This window comes from Nocardia sp. CA-129566, assembly GCF_050956075.1.
GTDB lineage: Bacteria > Actinomycetota > Actinomycetes > Mycobacteriales > Mycobacteriaceae > Nocardia.
Genome location: NZ_CP192086.1, coordinates 91851 through 113190, shown reverse-complemented (window position 1 = coordinate 113190; position 21340 = coordinate 91851). Strand labels below are relative to the sequence as shown.

At 65.7% G+C, this 21340-nt stretch carries 15 protein-coding genes; 5 read left to right on the top strand and 10 right to left on the bottom strand.

Going from position 1 to position 21340, the window contains the following annotated elements; genetic code table 11:
• Positions 1 to 8 precede the first annotated feature (8 nt).
• Both ACQP0C_RS42040 and ACQP0C_RS42035 read left to right on the top strand, forming a co-directional pair.
• Positions 9 to 380, top strand: a complete 372-nt coding sequence (locus tag ACQP0C_RS42040; protein ID WP_433734849.1) for a hypothetical protein — start codon at positions 9 to 11, stop codon at positions 378 to 380.
• A gap of 910 nt (positions 381 to 1290) precedes the next feature.
• Positions 1291 to 3918, top strand: coding sequence for a serine/threonine-protein kinase (locus ACQP0C_RS42035; protein WP_433734850.1), 2628 nt, complete (start codon positions 1291 to 1293; stop codon positions 3916 to 3918).
• A 181-nt stretch (positions 3919 to 4099) separates the two neighbouring features.
• Here ACQP0C_RS42035 and ACQP0C_RS42030 read toward each other — a convergent pair whose 3' ends face one another.
• The 9 genes from ACQP0C_RS42030 to ACQP0C_RS41990 all read right to left on the bottom strand — a co-directional run bounded on the left by ACQP0C_RS42030 (position 4100) and on the right by ACQP0C_RS41990 (position 17034).
• A complete protein-coding gene (locus tag ACQP0C_RS42030; RefSeq protein ID WP_433734851.1) occupies positions 4100 to 4312 on the bottom strand; it encodes a hypothetical protein in 213 nt (70 codons plus the stop codon).
• A gap of 344 nt (positions 4313 to 4656) precedes the next feature.
• Positions 4657 to 9357: a MobF family relaxase gene (gene mobF, locus ACQP0C_RS42025; RefSeq protein WP_433734866.1), complete on the bottom strand. Its 4701-nt coding sequence runs from the start codon at positions 9355 to 9357 to the stop codon at positions 4657 to 4659.
• Between the two features lie 371 nt (positions 9358 to 9728).
• Positions 9729 to 12398 (bottom strand): LuxR C-terminal-related transcriptional regulator, encoded by a 2670-nt coding sequence (locus ACQP0C_RS42020; protein ID WP_433734865.1) that lies wholly within the window; start codon positions 12396 to 12398, stop codon positions 9729 to 9731.
• A gap of 8 nt (positions 12399 to 12406) precedes the next feature.
• Positions 12407 to 12604 carry a hypothetical protein gene (locus ACQP0C_RS42015; protein WP_433734864.1) on the bottom strand — a complete coding sequence of 66 codons (198 nt, stop codon included), beginning with the start codon at positions 12602 to 12604 and terminating at the stop codon, positions 12407 to 12409.
• A gap of 175 nt (positions 12605 to 12779) precedes the next feature.
• Positions 12780 to 12986 (bottom strand): hypothetical protein, encoded by a 207-nt coding sequence (locus tag ACQP0C_RS42010; protein ID WP_433734863.1) that lies wholly within the window; start codon positions 12984 to 12986, stop codon positions 12780 to 12782.
• 377 nt (positions 12987 to 13363) lie between these two features.
• A complete protein-coding gene (locus ACQP0C_RS42005; RefSeq protein ID WP_433734862.1) occupies positions 13364 to 14059 on the bottom strand; it encodes a hypothetical protein in 696 nt (231 codons plus the stop codon).
• A 302-nt stretch (positions 14060 to 14361) separates the two neighbouring features.
• Positions 14362 to 15144 (bottom strand): hypothetical protein, encoded by a 783-nt coding sequence (locus tag ACQP0C_RS42000; RefSeq protein ID WP_433734861.1) that lies wholly within the window; start codon positions 15142 to 15144, stop codon positions 14362 to 14364.
• A 17-nt stretch (positions 15145 to 15161) separates the two neighbouring features.
• Entirely contained in the window at positions 15162 to 16421 is a 1260-nt protein-coding gene (locus ACQP0C_RS41995; RefSeq protein ID WP_433734860.1) for a hypothetical protein, read from the bottom strand.
• A gap of 67 nt (positions 16422 to 16488) precedes the next feature.
• The gene (locus ACQP0C_RS41990; RefSeq protein WP_433734859.1) at positions 16489 to 17034 is read right to left on the bottom strand and encodes a hypothetical protein; all 546 of its coding nucleotides are present in this window, start codon (positions 17032 to 17034) and stop codon (positions 16489 to 16491) included.
• A gap of 952 nt (positions 17035 to 17986) precedes the next feature.
• On the opposite strand from ACQP0C_RS41990, the gene ACQP0C_RS41985 reads away from it, so the two are divergent.
• The 3 genes from ACQP0C_RS41985 (at position 17987) to ACQP0C_RS41975 (ending at position 21099) form a co-directional block, all read left to right on the top strand.
• Complete coding sequence (locus ACQP0C_RS41985; RefSeq protein ID WP_433734858.1) at positions 17987 to 18244, top strand: hypothetical protein; 258 nt, start codon at positions 17987 to 17989, stop codon at positions 18242 to 18244.
• Positions 18245 to 19990: 1746 nt separating this feature from the next.
• Complete coding sequence (locus tag ACQP0C_RS41980) at positions 19991 to 20173, top strand: hypothetical protein (protein WP_433734857.1); 183 nt, start codon at positions 19991 to 19993, stop codon at positions 20171 to 20173.
• Between the two features lie 257 nt (positions 20174 to 20430).
• Positions 20431 to 21099, top strand: a complete 669-nt coding sequence (locus tag ACQP0C_RS41975; protein ID WP_433734856.1) for a hypothetical protein — start codon at positions 20431 to 20433, stop codon at positions 21097 to 21099.
• An 83-nt stretch (positions 21100 to 21182) separates the two neighbouring features.
• On the opposite strand, the gene ACQP0C_RS41970 is transcribed toward ACQP0C_RS41975, so the two are convergent.
• A complete protein-coding gene (locus ACQP0C_RS41970) occupies positions 21183 to 21332 on the bottom strand; it encodes a hypothetical protein (protein ID WP_433734855.1) in 150 nt (49 codons plus the stop codon).
• Between the last annotated feature and the right edge of the window lie 8 nt (positions 21333 to 21340).

Here is a 21340-nt window from a genome sequence, read left to right as displayed (position 1 = left end):
TGGACCAAATGGCAGATACCCCTGCCTCGAGCGCGCATCCGCTCGCCGATTCGCAGCCAGGCCGCGCCGATGCGGAAGTCCGATCAGCGGGCAATCCCGAGGCGGTCGCGCCGAACAGCGATGCGCCCGACATTGCGGTTCGGCCGCTGACCTGGCAGACAGTGGTGCTGATGCTCGGTCTAACGTCGGTGTGCCTGATCTTCGCCGGTGTGCTGATCGGTCTCGGCGCGGTGGATCCACAGCAGGGCACCTGGTGCACGGTGGTGATCGCGTTGGCGCTCAACGGCGGAGTGGTCCTGGACCGCCGAGCGGGCGGATCTGGCGTTCGCCGGATGCGCGATGCATTGACTGTGCTGCTGGACCCTCGGGATCCGCGGTAGGCGCGCGCCGCGCGGCGAGGTCCGGCAGATGGTGCGGCCGGACCCCGCGCGGTTGTTCGCTTTCACGCCAACATCTTTGGTGGGCATCGCCGCCAGACAATGACCCACCGCCCCTGTTGCCTCAGACTGCACCCAAATTTGCGTATGAGTGAAAGGGGAAACGCAGCCGCGACCGGGTGAAGGTGTGGGTTCGCCCCGGAAGTTGCTGCGGGAAGAACCATATCTGGTCCTACGTATCTAGAACATGTTCAGCTGGGCGTTGAATAGGCCAGATCACGTGACTACCGAGGTCACCAAGGTTGGTCCGAACGAAACTGTGCCCAGAACCACGAGCATTGAACACGTTGTTGGACAAAATCCTTCGTCCACCCGCGTCAGTGTCTGGGTGGTCCGAAGGTGTTCAACGCCCAGCTCACGTCTGTGTCCGGTTGGACACATGGTCGCCTTGGATGGGAGATCCCATTTGTGGGGTTCCTGGAGATCAACTGCACTGGTTACGCCACATAGAATCGTTGCGCCCTCAACCGAGAGTTGACGGCAGTGCGCCGTTCATGGGATCCGCCAGCTCCTGTACACGTGCGTACGAGACCGAAATACCGAGCACCACAGTTCGAATCAGGCTGCACCCGCCAAATTTGCGTGGAGTCCGCGGCGCATGGGAGATTCGCCGCGCTCGACCTGGTCGCGAGTACTCGCGAGCACGCTCCAAGTCGATGAGGGTGAAACACTTTGCTGCGCAAGGGGCCTCCGTGCCGAACCTCGAAGGAGGAACCGTGCGCACCCCCTTGCTACCTCTGGTTATTGAGGCCACGTATACATCTGGTCGGACGAGTGACACCGGGATCGGTGCGCGCGGCCGCCGGTGGTGCTTTGGTGTGCCCGCCGCGCCCGATGACGGACATAGTGCCAGGTGAGCCGCACCGTGAGCGCGCAGGTTGGCGATACCGCCTCGCTGATCGTCGATAAGTGCAATGCGGCCGACTTCATGGAGATGCTCCGGCGTCTGCAGCAGGCCTCCGGCCGCAACCCAGGACAGATCTCGAAATACGCAGAGCTTCCGCGCTCTACCGCATACCATTTCGCGTCCTCCACCAACCATTCCCTGCCTCGCAAGGCCGAGCAGCTCGAAAAGTTCTGCCGCGGCTGCAAGCTCACCCCTGAGGAAATAGATCAGGTCATGCGCAACTGGGCGCGGCTCGGAGGTGCAGGCGGAGCCGCGGTGCAGCCCAAATCCTCCGCAGTGACAGCGGAGGACCCCACACCGCAGATGCAGGACCGGCTGCTCGACGACCCCGCTGGCCAGCGTCCAGTGACGATCGGCGGCAGCGTGCGTGATGTCCACATCATCTACAACATCGCCTCCGATCCAGCGAGCTCGCTGAAGCAGAAGCCGCGGCGGCCGCGGCAGTTGAGTTCGATCGTGATGGTGCTGGCTACCGCAGTCACCGTTTCCCTGATGATCGATCTCGTCGCGGCACCGTCTCATCTCACGCGCGCCTATGCCGCCGCCTGGCAGGCACCATTGAGCCAGACGACCCTATGCGCTGTTGTCCTGCTCTGGATGGTTCTCGGTGTCCTGCGCCGCATCGGCTACGACGAGCGGCGCTTGGCGTGGTCTCGGCTGCGGTCCTGGTCCGCGCTGGCCGCCATGCCGGTGATCTCGCTGACCGCAGGTACCGCTGTGGGCTTCTACAGCCCGACCCCTGTCGTCGCAGGCACCGCCACCGCGGCGATGACATGGGCGGTGACCGCGTTGTGGTTCGCATCGATCGATCTCGGCGAACTGCGCCGAGTCCTCGCTCATGCCCCCGCGCTGGCCGCGCTCGGCCTGATCTTCGGGGCGGGTACCAGCGCCGGCATCGGGGTGCACCGACTGCCACTCGCACCTGCAGCGGTCGCTGGAGGGTTGACCGCTGCTGCGATCATGCACCTTCTCGGCAAGATCGTCGCACCGCTGATCGAGGCCCGCGACCCGCTCACCGCCATCGACAATTCCATCCAGAAGAACACCCCGCTCACCCACGACAACATCACCACTCCAACACCTCCAGCGGACATGTCGCCCCCCGGCGCGCAACGCCCACCAACCGGCAAACGGCACAGGAGAAGTCGCAAAGCATCGAGGCGCCAGCCAGGTTGGGGCCGCGCTCGGCGAAACCGCCGCCGTGACACAGCGAACCTCGTGAATATCGGTGCCCGCCGCCGCCGAACCTCGGAATTGCCGCCGCTGCCTCGCCGCGCCCCGTGGGCGCACACCTTTGAGGACCTGCTGGGCCTTACACCGGACACCAGCTTCGGCGGCCTCGGACGAGATAGCCGCGCATCGGTCATCACCATGGAGCGGCAATCAGTGCCCGCGTACGAGATCATCGCCCGTATTCGGCGCGAACGTGAGCAAGCCTCTGGACGTGAACCAGGCGGCGCACGCACAGGAACCCAGCTCGGCCCCTACCGTCTGCAGGCGCTGCTGGGCAAAGGCAAACACGGCGAAGTCTACGAAGCCTACGACGAAAACCGCTATCGGGTCGTCGCCCTCAAACTGATCAGCGGCAAACTCGCGAACAACCACCACTACATCGCTCGCCTGCAAGAAGATACGCGCGCCGCCGCGGAGCTGTGGGAACCGCACATCATCCCGATTCACAACTGGGGTGTCATCGACGAAGTCCCCTTCATCGACATGGGGCTGGGCACCGGCACCGATCTGCAGCGCAAGCTCAGCCATGGGTCACTCGCCCCGCACGACGCAGTAGACATCGTCGAACAGATCGCTTCGGCGTTGGATGCCGCCCACGACAGCGGGCTTGCCCACGGCAATGTCAAGCCATCCAACATCCTGCTCACCCACGCTGGATTCGCCAGCCTCGTCGACTTCGGCACCGCCCCGAACTTGGACGAAATCGCAATGAGCGCCTACCAACTGGACCCCGACGCCTATACCGCGCCGGAAACGCTCCACGGCAATGGACAAGCCACCCCCGCGACAGATGTCTATTCGCTGGCGTGCGTCCTGTACGCCTGCCTCACCGGCGCTGAGCCGTCCGGCGAAAACAAGAAGCCGCTGCCACTGAGCAACGTGCAACCCTGGCTGAGATCCGCCCTGGCTGCGGTCCTCAGCTGCGGCATGGCCAAGAATCCCATCGACCGATATGTCACCCCAACCGCCCTGGCACGGGCTGCGCGCGCCGCTGTAGGTCCGGCGCCCACACAGCCAGCCAACCCAGCATTGCCGCGTCGAACACCCGGAGAAGCCGCCGCGCTCGAGATTCCTGGATGGGCCGAGAAGAACGGCATCCTGCGATTGGATTCAGGCCTCTCGCCAACAACAACCTTGGACTGGGGACCAGACGCGCCGTCCAACAAGCGCCCCATTCCGCCGCCGCTGCCGAATACCGGGTACCGCGGAATTGCCTATGACGTGCCTGCCGACTACACCGAATACCGGAACGCGGGGTACGAGCTGACCGAGGCGGAGAGCAACTATCCGCCGGACATCAACATCAACCAGGGCTATGGCTTCCAGAGCCGGATATTATGACCTACCCGACGAGGACTGGACGAGGTAGCGAGCCTCGCGAAATCCCCGCTGCCGCTGCGGCGCGTGCCGACGCCGCAGCGGGGGTTAGGACTCATTCGGACCTGACTGCGCGGTCGCACTGCGCCACTGGGGGTGCCCGGGGACGCAGTGCGACCACCGACGATGAAGCCCAGAGCGTGGGCTATTCGCGTCGGCACACCTGGCGTATGCCGAGCAGTCCGGTGAACACGGTCAGGAAGACCGGCACCGCGCTCGACCAGTCCGTGAGCAGACCCACCGGTGTCGCCGCGACCATCGCGGCCGCCAAGCTCACCAATGGATGCGTCCCAGGTGGGTGCGGATTGGCCGGCGGATGGTTCTGCTGTTCGTCGGGTGGGATGGTTACCCTACTCATTGAGCTCCGTTCTCATTCATGCAGTTGGTGGCGGGGTTTTTCACAGCTGACCCCCACCCCTGGTCGGGTGGGGGCAGCGCCAAACACTGGAAGCCTATGAGGCCCAACGCGTTTGAATATGCTCTCTTTGTGCTCCCCTTCTGTCCTTGGCGAAGTTGCGTGATTGGAGCATAGAAACGCACCCGGACACTGACGACACGTCAATGCCCGCGGTGCCGACGCCGGGCGGGCAGCATCCAGTCGACTACATCCAGCGCCTGCCGAAGTTCAAAAAAAGTTCAAATTCCGGAGGTACGCCGCCCTTTTCGCCTTCTTGACCTCGACGGTGTCAACTCACCCGTCCTCTACACGCCCAGGCCATCCTCGCCGCTGAGCTCCGGACCGAAGTCCGGCGCCGGCATCTCCTGGTCGGTAGGCGGAGCCCAGGTCCGGTTTCGGGCCTCGCGGACCTGCACGCCTGCAGCGGATGTCGAGACCGCGACCGCATGCTCTGCTTGTTCATCGAGTTCGGTCCGGGCTCGGTCCTCAAGGTCCCGCTCCGGATCGGTCAGGTCATCACGGCGCTGCTGTTCGGCGACAGCGGCATCGAGCAGCTCGGTGTTGTCTTCCAGGATCTTCGCCGAGCGTCGTCGGCCTTCGTCGTCCAGGCGCTCGGTCTCGCGGGCATTGGCGAGCTCGGCGTCGCGCCGCCCCGTGTTTTGGGCCTGCTGCAAAGTCGATGTCCACGCCGCTTTCGGCACGGTGACCGCCCGCTCGGCGTCCTCGAGGTCCCGCTCGGCGGCGGCAACGGCCTCTTCGGCCTCTTCGACTTTGGTCTTCCAGGTAGCGATGCGGCCTTTGATTTCATCGCGCCCGCGATGCTGCCACCAATTCGTGGCCGCCAACTCATGCTCAATCTCGGCCAGCTTGTTCCCCCGCTTGCGCAGCTCCCGCTCGGCCTTGCCGACTTTCTGCTCAGCATTGTGCACGGCGTGGATCGTGGTGGCCTGGTTATCGAGCTCATGATGGCGATCTTGGACGTCGCCGACAGGGTCGCGATGCTCAGTGTCAACGGGGAGTTGGTCGGTCCAGATCATGTTGCGCAAGCTGGAGATATCGTCGGCCAGCTGGGCATCCGACATCCGCCGCAGCGCATCGCGGCGCAGCGCATCCACGACGCGGGCGAACTTCTCGGCATCCTCGCCACGCTGTTCGTCCAGATCACGGGCCATCCGCCACCGCAGCGCGGCCGCCGGTTGCTCAGCTGGCAGCGGCATCGGCTCGAACGCAGCTCGCGCAGCCACCTCCACATCGAGGCCGGTCGCCGACACCCGAGACCACTCCGTCGCGAGTGCCGGCCAGAACGGATCATCGAGGATCCGCGGATCCAACGAGGTCGCCAGCGCAGACCAGCGGCGAACATCGACGGCCTGGTCGCCGAGCACACGCGCGGCCCTGCGCTCCAGCTTGCGCTGCGTGCGGCGTTCGGCCGCACTGCGAGCATGAGGTCCGGTGCGGCGTCGGTCGATATCGGCGACACCCTGGGCGGCCCGCCACACCGCGAGATCGCCGAGCAATTCCGGGTCGGAGCCGATCAGCGACCGCGCCCACATCGGCGCCGACGCGACATCCCAGGCCCGCGCGGCCGCAGCGACCTCGGCGGCCAGCCCACGCACCTGCTGCTCCCGTTCCCGCAGATGCTGCCCGAACTCCGGATCCCCCCGCAGCCTCGCCGGTATGGCGGGCAGCCACGGCAGCGGACCACTCTCACGCGCATGATCACCGGTCGGGGCGATGCGCCAGTCCAGCACCGCGGCACGGTCCAGGGCACTGTCGAGCTCGCCTCGGTTCACCGCGGCGGTGAGGATCGCGACCGGATCACCTCCCTGCGCCGCGCGCAACGAAAGGCGTTGCCGCAGTGTCGGATAGGCCGGTTCATCGGTCAGACCGGGCACCAGGCGCTCGGCGGCGCCGTCGATATCGTCCAGCAGCTCCACGCCCGCGCGATATTCAGTGGCCGCAGCGATCGCATCGGCGTAGGCAGTGGCCGAATGCCGCAGGCGAGTGCGTGGATCGGCGGCCGCGCGGTCGGCGCTGGTCGCAGAAAGCTGCGCGCCATCGCGGCCTAGCACCCCGGTCAGCACATCGAGGTAGGTCGGCGGCATCCGCGCCTCGATCGTGAACGGCGCGGGCTCGGTGTCGGGCAGCGCCGTGGCGACGTAGGCGTGGTTGGCGCTGCGCCCGCGAGTCAGCATGACGTACAGCTGATTTCGGGTTTCCCGCCCTGTCAGCACGCCGTGGCATGTGTCGACGGTCAAACCCTGGCTGGTGTCGATCGTGGTCGCGTAGCCGAGGGCGGTGTGTTCGGCGACGTAGTCGGCGGGCAGCGTCACCAGTCGCCCGGATCCGGTGTGCGCGACGGTGATCCGCCCGTCCGGGTACACGGTGCGGACCCGCCACCAATATCCGTTTCGCACATGATCGGTGTCGGATATCCGCAGCTGATAGTTATTTTTCCGGGTGGCGATCATGTCGCCGACGCTGGCGGCCAGGCCGTCCCCGAGCCGCACCTCCGCGCGGCCGCTTGCCTTCGGATCACCGGCCAGCCGGGCCGCCCGGGCGCGGGCGTTCAGCTGGGCCACCATCGCACGAGTGGGGGCGAGCAGGATCGAATCCATGCCCGCGGCAGTGTCGGCCGCCCACGCCGCGAACGCCTGCTCGGTCACCGCGCCGATGGCACCGGTGTGGATGCGGTCATGATCGGCGTAGAACGCCAACGCGGCCGGATCACCCTGCCGCACCGCCAAAGACGCGGCACGTTCACCAGGATCAGTGAACCGCATCACCCGCGACAACGTCAAGGATCCAGCCTCATAGGCGATATCGCGGACGATCCCACCAGCTGCCACCGCCGCGAGCTGCTGATCGTCGCCGATCAGTCGCACACTCGCGCCGCGATCCAGCAGAAACCGCACGGCGGCATCCAGATTCGTCGTAGCCGCCTTTGCCGCCTCGTCGACGATGACCAGCGTTTCCGCGTCAATATCGCGCATCCACTCCGGAGCATCTGCGGCATCCAAAGTGCCGGCCTCCACGCGCTCCGCGACGTTGACCAGCATGTCGATCGTCCCGGCTCTCACCCCGGCCTCGCCCTCGAGCACCGCCGCCGCGGACGCGGTCGGTGCGAGCCCGATCACCGTGCCACCCTCGGCGGACCAGGCCCGCACCAACACCTGCATCGCCGTGGTCTTGCCCGTCCCGGCCGGAGCGATCCCCAACTGCAACCGCATCCCCGACGTGGCGAAAGCTTCCACCAGCGCATGCTGTTCCGGATTCAGTTGGCGGCCACGGTTGTTGGCGGCAAATTCCACGATCGCCACATCCACCGCGGCCGCCGATATGGTGCGTCCCCCACGGAGCAGACTCGCATCGATCAGCCGACGCTCGGCGGCGAGAACCTGCGGTGAGGTGAACGTCGCGGATCCGGCCACGACGAACTGGCTGGTTCCGTCCCGACGTCGCAACGCGTCCGGCACCACGAGGTTGTCGGGCATGCCGCGCGGGATCGAGATCGGCGGTGACATCGCTGCCTGGACCACCTGATTGCTGACCTGCCGCCATTGATCACGACCGACCTCGCCGCGCAGCTGCCGCTGGACCTCGATGCGCACATGGTGGATCCGCCAGGTGGCACGTCGCGTGGCAACCTTGTCGACCACCCGTCGTGCGGTCTCGGCGATCCATGCGTCATCGAATTCCTGCTCGCGCACCAGGACTCCGCGCCCCAGCACATCGGCGAGCATCGCCTCCACGGCCTGGTCGCCGCCGAGCAGCTGCACGGCCTCGGCCCACCAGGCCTCACGCTGCTCGGCGTGCGAGCGTGGACGGTGCTTCGGTGCGCGGGTCTTGATGGTCGCCGTCTGTGCCAATTCGACCGCTTCGCCGGGCGTCGGTTCACGGCCATGCCAGTTCTGGAAATCGGCGGTCAGCTCGGCCAGTTTGGATTCGATCATCGCCGAGCGCTTCGACCACATCACATTCAATTCGGTGCGCATCCCGACGATTTCGCGGATGGGCTGCAGCTCGGGGCCCCGGCCCGCCCGGTCGGCGAACTCGATGCCGAGCGCTGCCTCGAGATGATGTTCGAGGCGGGCGTCGTAGATCTCGGAGGCGGCCCCGCGCAGCTGGTGGATCAGCCGCCCATCCAATGCCCGCCACTTCCCATCGAGGGTCCGCACCTTGTTCGAGATGACCAGATGGATATGCAGATCAGGATCACCAGCACGGGAGTCGCGGTGCGTATAGGCGGCCGCGATCAGGCCTTCGGTGTCGACCTGGCGCACGCCGTTGGTGCCCAACCGGGTGTAGGTGTTCTCATCGAGGAAGGCCAGCACATCGGCGACCGCGGCCTCGTTGGCGGCCTCGATCTTCTCGGCGATTTCGCGTGGCGCCAACGCCCACAACGAACTGACCGACTTGCAGGGCGAGAACGTCAGGTCGTACGCACTCAACGCCGCTTTCGGCGGCTGCGAGTTCCGCGCCACCCACCACGTCAGCTCCCGATCCGACTTCGGAGGCCGGCCGAAGTCTTCCTCGAACATCCGCTTGGCCACCTCGCTGCGGATCCGCCGCCGCACCTCCTCCGGCACAGCCGCCCGCGGTTCGAAGCCGTGGTCTTCGTTCCACTCGGCGTAGGCTTTCGAGCGCTCCTGCAGATAGCTGCGCTCCGGCAGGCTGTACTGATAGAACGGCCGCCCCAACCGCACCGCGCGCGATATCGCCTTCGGCGAGGCACCCTCTGCCCGCATGCGCGCGGTGATCGCTTCGGCATCCGGATGCATACCCTGGCCGTACAGCGCCGCCATCTGCGGCTCGAGCACCGGGTCGCCTTCGTCGATATCGGCGAACGCTACGAGCCCAGAACCGAGCCACCGGCCCGGCATCTCACCCTTCGCCAGGTAGTAGTCATCCAGGCTGGTGCGGCCTCGATCATCGCCGTCGCACACGGCGATGCACCTCGCGTAGTAGAGGTACCCGTCGCCCGCTGAAAGCTTGTGCAGCGTCATCACAAACCCCACGGTACGCAGCAGGACATCGCCGCAGGCTCCAAGAATGCACAGTGTGTGGGAGATGGATTTGGTTGGCGGCGCGTAGTTTTCGTGGGTGGTTGCGGATGTTCTGTTCGGAGGTAGGTTGCGGTGTTCGGGGTTAGTTTGCGGGGGTTGGTGCGGAGTTCGGATATAGGTTGCGGTGTTGAGCGATTGACCTGCGGCTATGGAGCACTGGACTCATACACGCAGCCCCAACTCTTCGGATGGCCTGTGGCGCAGGAATTCCGGCGCCACCACAGAATTCGCGGCGAATCCGGCCCCACACCAAGGCCATTCGGGGTGCAGGATCGGAGCCTAAACCCGATTTGGGCGCTCGGGACGCTGACTCAGTGGCGGGTCGTGTCGAGGGTGGCGGCGAGCCCTTCCCGAGTGTTGATACCGGTCTTTTGGGAGGCGCGGAACAGGTGGCCTTCGACGGTGCGGATGGACATGACGAGCCGGTCGGCGATCTGCCGGTTGGTCAGCCCGGCGGCGACGAGGGCAATTACTTCGCGCTGCCGCGCGGTCAGCGGGTCGGTGGTGGTGTTGGCGCGCAGCGCGGGGGTATGGGCTCCTGTTGCTGCGGCGAGCCGGCGTGCGGTGGCGGTGGTTGTGAGCGCGGCGCCGCGGTATCCGTTGCGGCGGTACAGGGTCGCGGCCTGTGATGCGGCGTCGGCGGCCGCTATCCGGTCGCCGAACTCCTCATACAGTCGTGCAGCCTCCGCTAGCCCGGCGGGGTCGCCATCTCGTAGTGCCGTTGCGTGTCGGGCGGCTGCGGTCACGCGTGGTCCTTGCACGACGGTGGTGAGCTCGGTGAGGCGTTCGGCGTGGGTGGGGTCACCGAATTGGGTGGCGGTTTGTCGTGCGATGACTTCGTGGGCGTACTGGTGGTCTGCCCGGGCTGTGGTGGCGGTCTCGGTTGCCAGGGTGGTGGCGTGGCTGGTGATTCCGGCGGCGGCGCTGGCCCAGGCGCGCGCGAGCAGGTGGGCGAGGCTCAGGCGGACTCCGCCGGGGTTTCTGTCGAGCGGTTCGTAGTCAGCTAACAGCGTCTCGGCCGTTCCGGCGTCGCCCGTCATCGCGGTGGCGGTGGCCAATGTCAGTGTCACCAGCCGTGTAGTCAACAGTGACTCCGTTGACGGTGATGTGATAGCGAGTGCTTCACGGCATCGTGCCTGCGTGGTGGTCAGGTCGCCGTGGCCGAGGGCGGCCAGTGCCGAGCAGATGGCTCGGTAGGTGAAAGCTGTGGGGAAATCGCCAGGGGCTTGGTTGAGACGCTCGGCCACGTCGGTCGCCGCCTCGAGGTAGCCAGCGGCGTGGTAACCGTCGAGATGATAGGTCCCGATGATGAATGTGAACATGGCCCGGCCGCTCATCACATCTTGTGTGAGGGCGTAGCCGCGTTCTGCCGGGGCGGTCATCTCCTCACAGCGGCCCAAAGCCGCGTTGGCACATACGAGCGCGGCGAGCGCGATTATTTCGAAGAATTCATTGAACCAACCGTCCCCGGCCAACGCGGCGGTGGCAGCTTCGGCTCCCGCAATGAGCTGAGTATGTAAGTTGGCAACCCATCCAGCGACTGCGTCATAGGGACGGCGCAGCCCGCAAGCGGTGGCGGCAGATTCGATCGCGGCCAGCTCACGTGCCGCGGCTGAACCGTCTTTGTCGGTCAGGATCACCGCGCGGTTCAGTGTCAGCAGCACCCGTTCACGCTCGGAGTCGGCAGCGCGGCGCAGCGCGGCGTTCACCGCCAATGCCTCGTCGTAGCGGGCGCAGTTGACCAACGTGCTCGCATGCAAAAACAGTGCGGCGCGCCCGCCGTCTGCTCGGACCGCGCGGCGCGCCAGCCATTCCGCGGTGATCGGATCGGCCAGCTTCAAGGCAGCCTTCGCTGCTTTTTCGCACATTTCGGCGTTCGGCGTCCGATCCGACTCGGACATCAGCACCGCGCGACGCACGGTTTGAATGAGACTGGTTGTGGCACCAGAGGTTTCCAGCGCGGTCGCGACGCGACCGCGCAGTGCCCGCAGCCGTGCCGGTGGTGTGTGGGCGCGTCGGACCTCCCCGATCAGCGGGTGGGTCAGCCGCGCCAGCGCCGGATCGGCGTCTAGGTCGGAGGTGACGAGCCCGCCCCGTTGTGCCGCCTCGACAGCGGCGGGATCGGTGAGCACGCACAGCACGTCGATCTCCAGCGGGTCGGCCACCGCCAGCACGTCGACTACGGCCAAGACGGACTCGGGTTGTCGGGCGATGCTGGCTTGCACCAGCTCGGCCAGCGGCGCCGACACCTGCGGTCGGCCATCCCACACCCATATCCCCGATCTCAGGGTCAGCCGCTCGTTTGCGCGTTCGCCGTCGAGCAGATGCCGCAGATACAGCACGTTGCCGCGGGTGTAACGCCACAACTGGGTCGCAGTCGATGATTCGATCTGCCCACCCAGCACCGCGGCGGCCAGTTGCTCGGTCACTTCCGGTGAGAGTGGTTGCAGATCCAGCCGCTCCAGCAGCTGGTCTTTCCACAGTCCCGATACCGCATCCGGTGGCGTCTCCCCATGACGCACAGCGAGCAAAACGGTCGCCCGCCGCTGGCGCACCACCTGGTGGATCACCAGCGCTGATTGCTCATCCAGCAGGTGCGCGTCATCGACCACCAACAGCACCCGGCCACCAGCCGTGGGTGCCGACACTGCTGCCACCACGTCACGGACCCGGCGTAGCGGATCGACCTCGCTGGTTTCGGCCAGCTCGGCGAATACCCCCAACGGCACTGATCGCGCCGATCGTGTCGCCACGAACCATCGACACACACGCCCCCGTGCCCGCCACCGAGCCACCACCTCGGACACCAGCCGCGTCTTGCCGACCCCTGCGGAGCCGGCCAGGAGCACACCGCGAGCAGCCGCTGTCGACGACTCCAACAGCCAGTCCAGTTCTTCTGCACGGCCTACCAGCGGCCACTCGGCCACCATTACTTCAGCGTATCCGGCCCCGCGCCGCGACAGCAGGGCCGAATTCGGCATCGGTGGGCTCATCGCTGATCACATTCCCTGATCGCGGCCAGCTTCGCCTCGGCCATCCGCAGCAGCGGATCCACCGCATCGACCTCGATCCTGAGGACTTCCGCGATCACCTCGTCGGCGAGACCAGCGGCTCGCAACCGCAACGCCTCCGCATACGGAAACGGCAACAGGTCCACTGCGTGCTGCCACTGCTCATCATCTTTCACAACATCACCGTGCGCTGATATCGCCCGCAGGGGTGCAGTAGAGCATTACCTCACTCGGCTGCCCGACTCCAGCCCGCCGGACCCGCGAGCGGAATCGCCTGGGGCTCCTCGGTTAGCGACCAGCGCCATTGCTGGCCTCGTAGTCGTCGTTGACCACGCCGAGTGCGGCAGGCCATCATCCGCTGGAAACGTTGATGACCCGCCGCATAGTGAGCTCCTCGGCTCGTGCCACTGACCGGATCGTCGTAGTCTGCCCGTCCGCGATGAAACTGATCAACCATCCCGTTCCCGCGCGGCCTACACCGGCGCAGAAACCACCAATCGCGGCGCGGATCAGCACTACTTGCGCGACTGCCGCCGTGTCGTTGCTCTGGACTTCCACCCTCTGCCATCCTTCCGGCCACCAGCTTCGGTGGCATGGATCAACTGTGTGGGGCTGACAGAAGGACCTGAACAATTACCTCCAAGCCCCTTTGTCGATGAATATCCGCTCTCGGGGGCACGCCGAGCGCGAAGTAGTTGCTCGGTCTGGATCTCGACATCCTGTTCGTCGGTGGAACAGCGGGATCACAGAACATTGCCCGGAACACCTTTACGGAACACCCCGACCGAGGACGATGCCCGGTCGGGGTAGGTGTTCCGTTGACCGATCGCCTTACAGAACACCACGCCAAGACACCTAGGCCCGGACAACGGAAAACGACCAGATCAGCTGGATCAGCCATTACTTGCCTAGCTGTAGGTTGTGATCAGTTGATCTCACAATCCCGCTGCACTCAGCCGAGACGCCAGGTTCGCTATCTGTCCTTCGATCGCAAGAAAGGCAGCTCCTTGCTGCTGAATCGTTCCCTTCAGCTGCTGAACAGTTTCACTGAGCTGCTTTAGACTCGCGCCGCCGCCGGTGACATCGCCTGTCGCGACAACATTGCCCCCAAAGAATCCAGCTAATCCGCCGGCATTTGTATTGTGGCCTGAAACGCCTGCACGGTTTTTATCGTGTGCTACACCGAATACTCCATCGAAGCCTTGACTTTCTCCGACGACTCCAGCCTGGTTGCCTTTTGCGATGCCGACGACGCCACGGCCGTTGGCGATTGCTGTTCCGGTGACGCCGTCACCGCCCGTGTCGTTGTTTCCGCTAAGCGATGGAAAGTTGCCCTGGTGGCCGGTCACGACAACATGGCCGTCGAACCAGCCAGCGAGTCCACGCGCCGAATTATGGCCGGAGACACCCGCCCTTGCCGGATCTTTTGCTACACCGAATACGCCGTCGAACTGCTCGCTTTCGCCCACAACGCCAGCGTTGGTCCCGCTGTGGCCATACACGCCCTGGAAGGCCTCGCTCAGCCCGACAACACCCCGCCTTCCCACACCGACGACGCCGTCTCCATTTGCGGTATTTGTGCCTTCAAGCGCGGGAGTCCCCTGGGAAGTGGACTTCTCTGACAATGCCATAGTTCTCTATCCTTTCCTGATCTTTCGAGCTCGTGCTCGATTTCATGATCTGACGTTAGAAGTCGGTCGTCGTAGGTAACGCACTACTCCAGACCTCGAACCGCACGGCGAGTAGCCGAATAGCGTCTATGCGGTGACCACGATGGTGAAGTCGCCGGAAGACAGCATGAAGACAGCCCGCAACATGCGCACGCCGCTGACATTCTGATGTTGCCTCTCAGGCGGGGGAATCCGACGACATAAAGAAGCCTCGGGCCTGAAAGACGCTCCAGGACAACCTGTCCGCAAATCCTGTGCCGTTTTTACTTCTTCGCGCGGCGGTGAGCGCGCACGCGGCAGGCACCAGAGCAGGTCTTGCGAGGCCGACCAGTGCCAGGCTGAGTGATCGGCACGTCGCACACCACGCACCGGGAAGTATCACGCAGCACCGAGGACGACGGCTGGCTTACGGCCGGTGACGAAACCTGATGCGCGGCAGGTACCAGATGTAACGAAACTCTTGGAGCGGCGGCAGCAGGATTTGGAGCCATGGCCGGTGCATCAGTCCGCGGAGCGCTGGAAGGCTCACGCAGCGATCGGACGGCACGTTCGGCCGAAGCCTTGCCCGCGCTCTGCGGCGCGGCCACAGGGACACTAGGACGGATTTCCGGCGCGGCGTCGAGGTCTTCCAACTCGATGGTGATGCGAGGATTGACGCGGTCGATCACGATGCGCTGGCGGGTTTCCAGAACGTGGGCGGCGTCGTCGTCGGGCAGCACGCCAGCCTCAGTGAGGGCGTCGAGCGCGGCCTTGAGGAACGGGCCCAAACTGTCGCTGTCACGGCGGCGCGCATCGGGAGCATGCCAGCACACCGTGACCCGGGTCCGGTTGAGCCGCAAACGTTTCGGGAGCTGGCTGCGGGCCTGCCAGCCGACCATGGAGGCAACCTCAGCCTTGGCCTTGCGGACCGTCGACCAGTGCGCACGGCGCTGGCCGTTGGAGGTCAGCGGTGGGCGGCGCAGCGGCAGCTCGATCGTATACACAGCAGCCTGACAGCCTGGACTGTCGGACTGCTGTGCTTCTGGATTGTCGAGCGGTCTCCCCATGACGCGGTCTCCCCCTGCTAAGCGTTGCGACGCGCAGGCGACGCGCCTTGGTCGCCGGGGTATGGAGCGTCCTCGACCTGCGGGCGGCCGGTGATGGCGTAGGCCTCCTTCACCAGTTTCTGGTAGTACTCGTGCAGCTGCTTGATCTCGTCGCGGTGCTCAGCCTCACGCTTATCGCGGTGCTTGGCATCCGTGCGGCGCTCTTGGCGCTCGGTGTCGAGCTGCCCGGAGAGCTGACCCACCTGCTTGCGCAGCTCCTCGGCCTCCCCCTCGGCGCGCACCTGCGCCGCGGTGGCGGCATTGATCTTCGCCTCGGCTTGCTTCCGCACCTCGGCGATCCGCTCGTCAGCGCGTCGACGATCCGACTCGGCGGCATCTTGAGCGGCCTTGATCGCGGTGAGGGCATTCTCTTCGGCGGTAAGGGCCAGCTGGCGCGCTTCCTCTGCTGTCTGCTGCGCGGCATCACGCTCGGCTTCGGCAGTCTCCACGGCCGCCTGCGCTTGGGCGCGGGCGTCGTCTCGCTCGGCTTCGGCCGCAGCCACAGCCTTTGCTGCTTCGGCACGGGCGTCGTCGCGCTCCACCGCCATCTTCCGCCGCTCCTCGACGTGCTTCTTGGCGCGCTCTTCAGCGGCGTTGAGCTTTCCTACAGCATCGGCGATCGCCTCATCAGCGCTGTCTACGGCCTGGATGACCTCGCGCTCAGCCGCACCGGCTGCACCGGCTGCTTCGATGACGGCGCGGGCCTCGGGTGCAATGGACTCAACGGCCTGTGTGGCCTGGACGATCTGCTGCGCGGCCTGAGCGAACTGCGCGACCAGCGCCTCGAACCGGCCGACTGCCTCAGTGACCGGGTGATCCGACTCACCGGGCTCAGACTTCTGAACTGCTGTGCTGTCAGCAACCTGAGAGGCTGGACTTGTAACGAAACCCGTCGATTCGACCGAGGTAGCGGCTGGTGGAGTAGTGACTACCACCGGGGCGGGGGCGGAATGTAACGAAACCCCTCCTTGCGAGGAGGAAGAAACGGTATGAATAGCAGGGGCGGCATTGAATCCGTGCAGTTCACGGGCCTTTGCGGCATTTTTTCCATTATGCTCGACAGGGCGGCCATCGACTCCTACAACCACCTCATCGCAGTACTTCGGGAGACGGCCTTGCAGACTCCGAACGTAGACGGGGCGGCCGCACAAATGCCCCTCGTCATCCATCACGAACTCGCAGGTACCAGCTTGTTCGCCAATCGCAAGCCGCCTCTTCCTACCATATTTGGTATCCACGTCGACCATCCTCGGTTCGGTCACCGCCGCGCCTGCCTTCCTGTTTCGCTTCTCGTCTGGTACCCTCTCATCCTACAGGAAAAATACCCGGCAGGTCAAGAAGAAAGGAAAGAAAATGGGAAAGAAAAGAAAGAAAGTAAAGAACAAACTGTTTGTTCTTTACTTTCTTTCTTTTCTTTCCCATTTTCTTTCCTTTCTTCTTGACCTGCCGAGTATTTTCCTGTAGGATGAGGTACCAGACGAGAAGCGAGAAGGCAGGCGCGGCGTGACCGAGATGTCGACGTGGATACCAAATATGGTAGGAAGAGGCGGCTTGCGATTGGCGAGCTGGTACCTGCGAGTTCGTGATGATGACGAGGGCTGTGCGGCCGCCCGTTCGGGTCTGCAGGCCGTCTCCGAAGTACTGCGATGGTGGTAGAGTCGATGGCCGCCTGTCGGCATAATGGAAAAATGCCGCAAGGCCGTGACTGCGCAGTTCAATGCCGCCTGCTGTTCGCCGTTCCTCCTCGCAGGAGGGTTCGTCATTCCGCCGCCCCGGTGGTCGCTCTCCGCCAGCCGCTACCTCGGTCGACGAGGTTTCGTTGCAGTCCGGCCTCTCAGGTGCTGACGGCACGGCAGTTCGAAGTCTGAGCCCGGTAGTCGGACGCAGTCGGCCGGTTCGGGCGCTGGTCGCGCAGTTCGCTCAGGCCGCGCAGCATCGTCCAGGCCGCAGGCCGTTGAGTCCGTGCGCCCGCGCCGTCATCGAGCAGCCGGTGCGGCTGAGCGCGGGTCATCCAGGCCGTAGACGGCGCTGACGTCGCCGATGCAGAAGCTCAACGCCGCTGAAGGCGCGCCAAGCACGTCGAGGAGCGGCGGAAGATGGCGGTGGGCGACGCCGTGCCGAAGCAGCAAGGCGTGGCTGCGGCCGAAGCCGAGCGACGCCCGCGCCCAGCGCAGGCGGCCGTGCCGAAGCCGAGCGTGATGCCGCGCAGCGAAGCGCGCCAGCGGCCGCCGCCGAGATGCCCTCACCGCGATCAAGGCCGCTCAAGTGCCGCCGAGTCGGATCGTCGACGCGCTGACGGCGGATCGCCGAGCCGAGGCGAGATCAATGCCGCCACCGCGGCGCAGGTGCGCCGAGGAGGCCGAGGCAGGTGGGTCAGCTCCGGGCAGCTCGACACCGAGCGCCAGGCGCCGCAGATGCCAAGCGCCGCGACGAGGCTGAGCGCCGCGACGAGCAGCTGCGCAGCTACCGAAGCTGGTGAAGGAGCCTACGCCATCGCCGGCCGCAGGTCGAGGACGCTCCATGCCCCGGCGACCAGCGCGTCGCCTGCGCGTCGCAGCGGGGAGACCGCGTCGTGGAGACCGCTCGACAATCAAGCACAGCAGTCCGACGGTCCAGGCTGTCGAGCTGCTGTGCCGATCGAGCTGCCGCTGCGCCGCCGCTGACCTCCAACGGCCAGCGCCGTGCGCGGTCGACGGTCCGCAGGCCAGGCTGAGGTTGCCTCCATGGTCGGCTGGCAGCCGCAGCCAGCTCGAAGCGTTGCGGCTCAACCGGACCCGGGTCGCGGTGTGCTGGCATGCTCCCGATGCGCGCCGCCGTGACGGCGACGTTGGGCCCGTTCCTCAAGGCCGCGCTCGACGCCCTCACTGAGGCTGGCGTGCTGCCCGACGACGACGCCGCCCACGTTCTGGAAACCCGCCAGCGCATCGTGATCGACCGCGTCAATCCTCGCATCACCATCGAGTTGGAAGACCTCGACGCCGCGCCGAAATCCGTCCGATGTCCCTGTGGCCGCGCGAGCGCGGGCAGGCTCGGCCAGGCGTGCCGTCCGATCGCTGCGTGAGCCTTCCAGCGCTCCGCGGACTGATGCACCGGCCATGGCTCAATGCTGCCGCCGCTCAAGGACTCGTTGCATCTGGTACCTGCCGCGCATCGGCCGTCAGCCAGCCGTCGTCCTCGGTGCTGCGTGATACTCCCGGTGCGTGGTGTGCGACGTGCCGATCGCTCAGCCTGGCGCTGGTCGGCCTCGCAGATGCTCTGGTGCCTGCGCGCGCCGCCGCAAGCAAAGCGGCGCAGGTTGCGGACAGGTCCTGGGCGTCTTTCAGGCCGAGCTATGTCGTCGGATTCCCCGCCTGAAGGCAGCATCAGAATGTCGGCGGCGTGCTGTGCGGGCTGTCATGCTGTCTTCCGGCGACTTCACCATCGTGGTCACCGCATAGACGCTGTTCGGCACTCGCCGTGCGGTTCGAGGTCTGGAGTAGTGCGTTACCTACGACGACCGACTCTAGCGTCGAGATCGTGAATCGAGCACGGCTCGAGATCGGGAAGGATGGAGAACTATGGCATTGTCGGAGAGTCCGCTTCCCGGGGACTCCGCGCTGCAAATACCGCAGATGGGACGGCGTCGTCGGTGAGGCGGTGTTGTCGGGCTGAGCCTTCCGGGCGTGTATGGCCAGCGGGACCAACGCTGGCGTTGTGGGCAGCGAGCAGTTCGGCGGCGATTCGGTGGCAACAGATCCGGCGATGATTCGGCGCGTGGACTCGGCTGGTTCGACGGCCATGTTGTCGTGACCGGCCGCCAGACGCTCCGTCGCTTAGCGAAACAACGACGCGGCGGTGACGGCGTCACCGGAACAGCAATCGCCAACGGCCGTGGCGTCGTCGGCATCGCAAGGCCAGGTCGTCGGAGAAGTCAGGCTCGATGGGTATTCGGTGTAGCGCACGATAAAAACCGTGCGGGCGTTTCAGGCCGCAATGCAATGCCGGCGGATTAGCTGGATTCGTCGGCGGGCGATGTCGCCGGCGGCGCGCAGTCAAGGCGGCTCGGTGAAGCTGTTCGGCAGCTGAAGGCGATTCGGCAGCGAGAGCTGCGCTCTTGCGATCGAAGGACGGACTGGCGTCTCGGCTGAGTGCAGCGGATTGTGGATCAACTGATCACAACCTACAGCTGGACGAATGGCTGATCAGCTGATCTGGTCGTTTTCCGCGGTCCCAGGTGCTGGCGTGGTGTTCTGTAGGCGATCGGTCAACGGAACACCTACCCCGACCGGGCGTCGTCTCGGTCGAGTGTTCCGTAAGTGTTCCGGGCAATGTTCTGTGATCCCGCTGTTCCGCCGACGAACGGATGTCGAGATCCAGACCGAGCAACTCGCGCTCGGCGTGCCCGAGGCGGATATTCATCGACAAAGGGCTAGGTGTTCAGGTCCTGTCAGCCCGCACAGTGATCCATGCCACCGAAGCTGGTGGCCGGAGGATGGCGGAGTGGAGTCCAGAGCGACGGCGGCAGTCGCGCAAGTAGTGCTGATCCGCGCCGCGATGGTGGTTTCTGCGCCGGTGTAGGCCGCGCGGGCGGGATGGTGATCAGTTTCGTCGGACGGGCTGACGATCCGGTCAGTGGCGCGAGCCGAGGAGCTCACTATGCGGCGGGTCATCAGCGTTTCCAGCGGATGATGGCCTGCCGCACTCGGCGTGGTCAACGACGACTACGAGGCCGGCAATGGCGCTGGTCGAGCCGGCCAGGCGGTTCCGCGCGCGGAGTCAGGTGAGCGATGCTGCACCCCTGCAGGCGATATCGGCGCACGGTGATGTTGTGAAAGATGATGAGCAGTGGCAGCACGCAGTGGACCTGTTGCCGTTTCCGTATGCGGAGGCGTTGCGGTTGCGAGCCGCTGGTCTCGCCGACGAGGTGATCGCGGAAGTCCTCAGGATCGAGGTCGATGCGGTGGATCCGCTGCGCATGGCCGGGCGAAGCTGGCCGCGATCGGGAATGTGATCGGCGATGAGCCCACCGATGCCGAGTTCGGCCCTGCTGTCGCGGCGCGGCGCGCTGGTAATGGTGGCCGAGTGGCCGCTGGTAGGCCGTGCAGAAGAACTGGACTGGCTGTTGGAGTCGTCGACAGCGGCTGCTCGCGGTGTGCTCCTGGCCGGCTCCGCAGGGGTCGGCAAGACGCGGCTGGTGTCCGAGGTGGTGGCTCGGTGGCGGGCGCAGGCGTGTGTCGATGGTTCGTGGCGACACGATCGGCGCGATCAGTGCCGTTGGGGGTATTCGCCGAGCTGGCCGAAACCAGCGAGGTCGATCCGCTACGCCGGGTCCGTGACGTGGTGGCAGCAGTGTCGGCACCCACGGCTGGTGGCCGGGTGCTGTTGGTGGTCGATGACGCGCACCTGCTGGATGAGCAATCAGCGCTGGTGATCCACCAGGTGGTGCGCCAGCGGCGGGCGACCGTTTTGCTCGCTGTGCGTCATGGGGAGACGCCACCGGATGCGGTATCGGGACTGTGGAAAGACCAGCTGCTGGAGCGGCTGGATCTGCAACCACTCTCACCGGAAGTGACCGAGCAACTGGCCGCCGCGGTGCTGGGTGGGCAGATCGAATCATCGACTGCGACCCAGTTGTGGCGTTACACCCGCGGCAACGTGCTGTATCTGCGGCATCTGCTCGACGGCGAACGCGCAAACGAGCGGCTGACCCTGAGATCGGGGATATGGGTGTGGGATGGCCGACCGCAGGTGTCGGCGCCGCTGGCCGAGCTGGTGCAAGCCAGCATCGCCCGACAACCCGAGTCCGTCTTGGCCGTAGTCGACGTGCTGGCGGTGGCCGACCGCTGCGTGCGTGCGTGCTCACCGATCCGCCGCTGTCGAGGCGGCCGACGGCGGTCGCCTCCGACCTGGACGCCGATCCGGCGCTGGCGCGGCTGACCCGCTGATCCGACGCGCCCGCACGGCTGCGGGCACTGCGCGGTCGCGTCGCGACCGCGCTCTGGTGCCGCAACCAGTCTCATTCAAACCGTGCGTCGCGCGGTGCTGATGTCGAGTCGGACGCCGAACGCCGAAATGTGCGGCAGCGAAGCGCTGAAGCTGGCCGATCCGATCACCGCGGAATGGCTGGCGCGCCGCGCGGTCGAGCGGCGGCGCGCCGCACTGTTTTGCATGCGAGCAC

Coding starts and splice junctions, on each gene's coding strand:
- ACQP0C_RS42040 (WP_433734849.1), top strand. CDS start 9: ATGGCAGATACCCCTGCCTCGAGCGCGCATCCGCTCGCCGATTCGCAG.
- ACQP0C_RS42030 (WP_433734851.1), bottom strand. CDS start 4,312: ATGAGTAGGGTAACCATCCCACCCGACGAACAGCAGAACCATCCGCCG.
- mobF (WP_433734866.1), bottom strand. CDS start 9,357: ATGACGCTGCACAAGCTTTCAGCGGGCGACGGGTACCTCTACTACGCG.
- ACQP0C_RS42020 (WP_433734865.1), bottom strand. CDS start 12,398: ATGCCGAATTCGGCCCTGCTGTCGCGGCGCGGGGCCGGATACGCTGAA.
- ACQP0C_RS42005 (WP_433734862.1), bottom strand. CDS start 14,059: ATGGCATTGTCAGAGAAGTCCACTTCCCAGGGGACTCCCGCGCTTGAA.
- ACQP0C_RS42000 (WP_433734861.1), bottom strand. CDS start 15,144: ATGGGGAGACCGCTCGACAATCCAGAAGCACAGCAGTCCGACAGTCCA.
- ACQP0C_RS41985 (WP_433734858.1), top strand. CDS start 17,987: ATGCGCGCCGCCGTGACGGCGACGTTGGGCCCGTTCCTCAAGGCCGCG.
- ACQP0C_RS41970 (WP_433734855.1), bottom strand. CDS start 21,332: ATGCAAAACAGTGCGGCGCGCCGCCGCTCGACCGCGCGGCGCGCCAGC.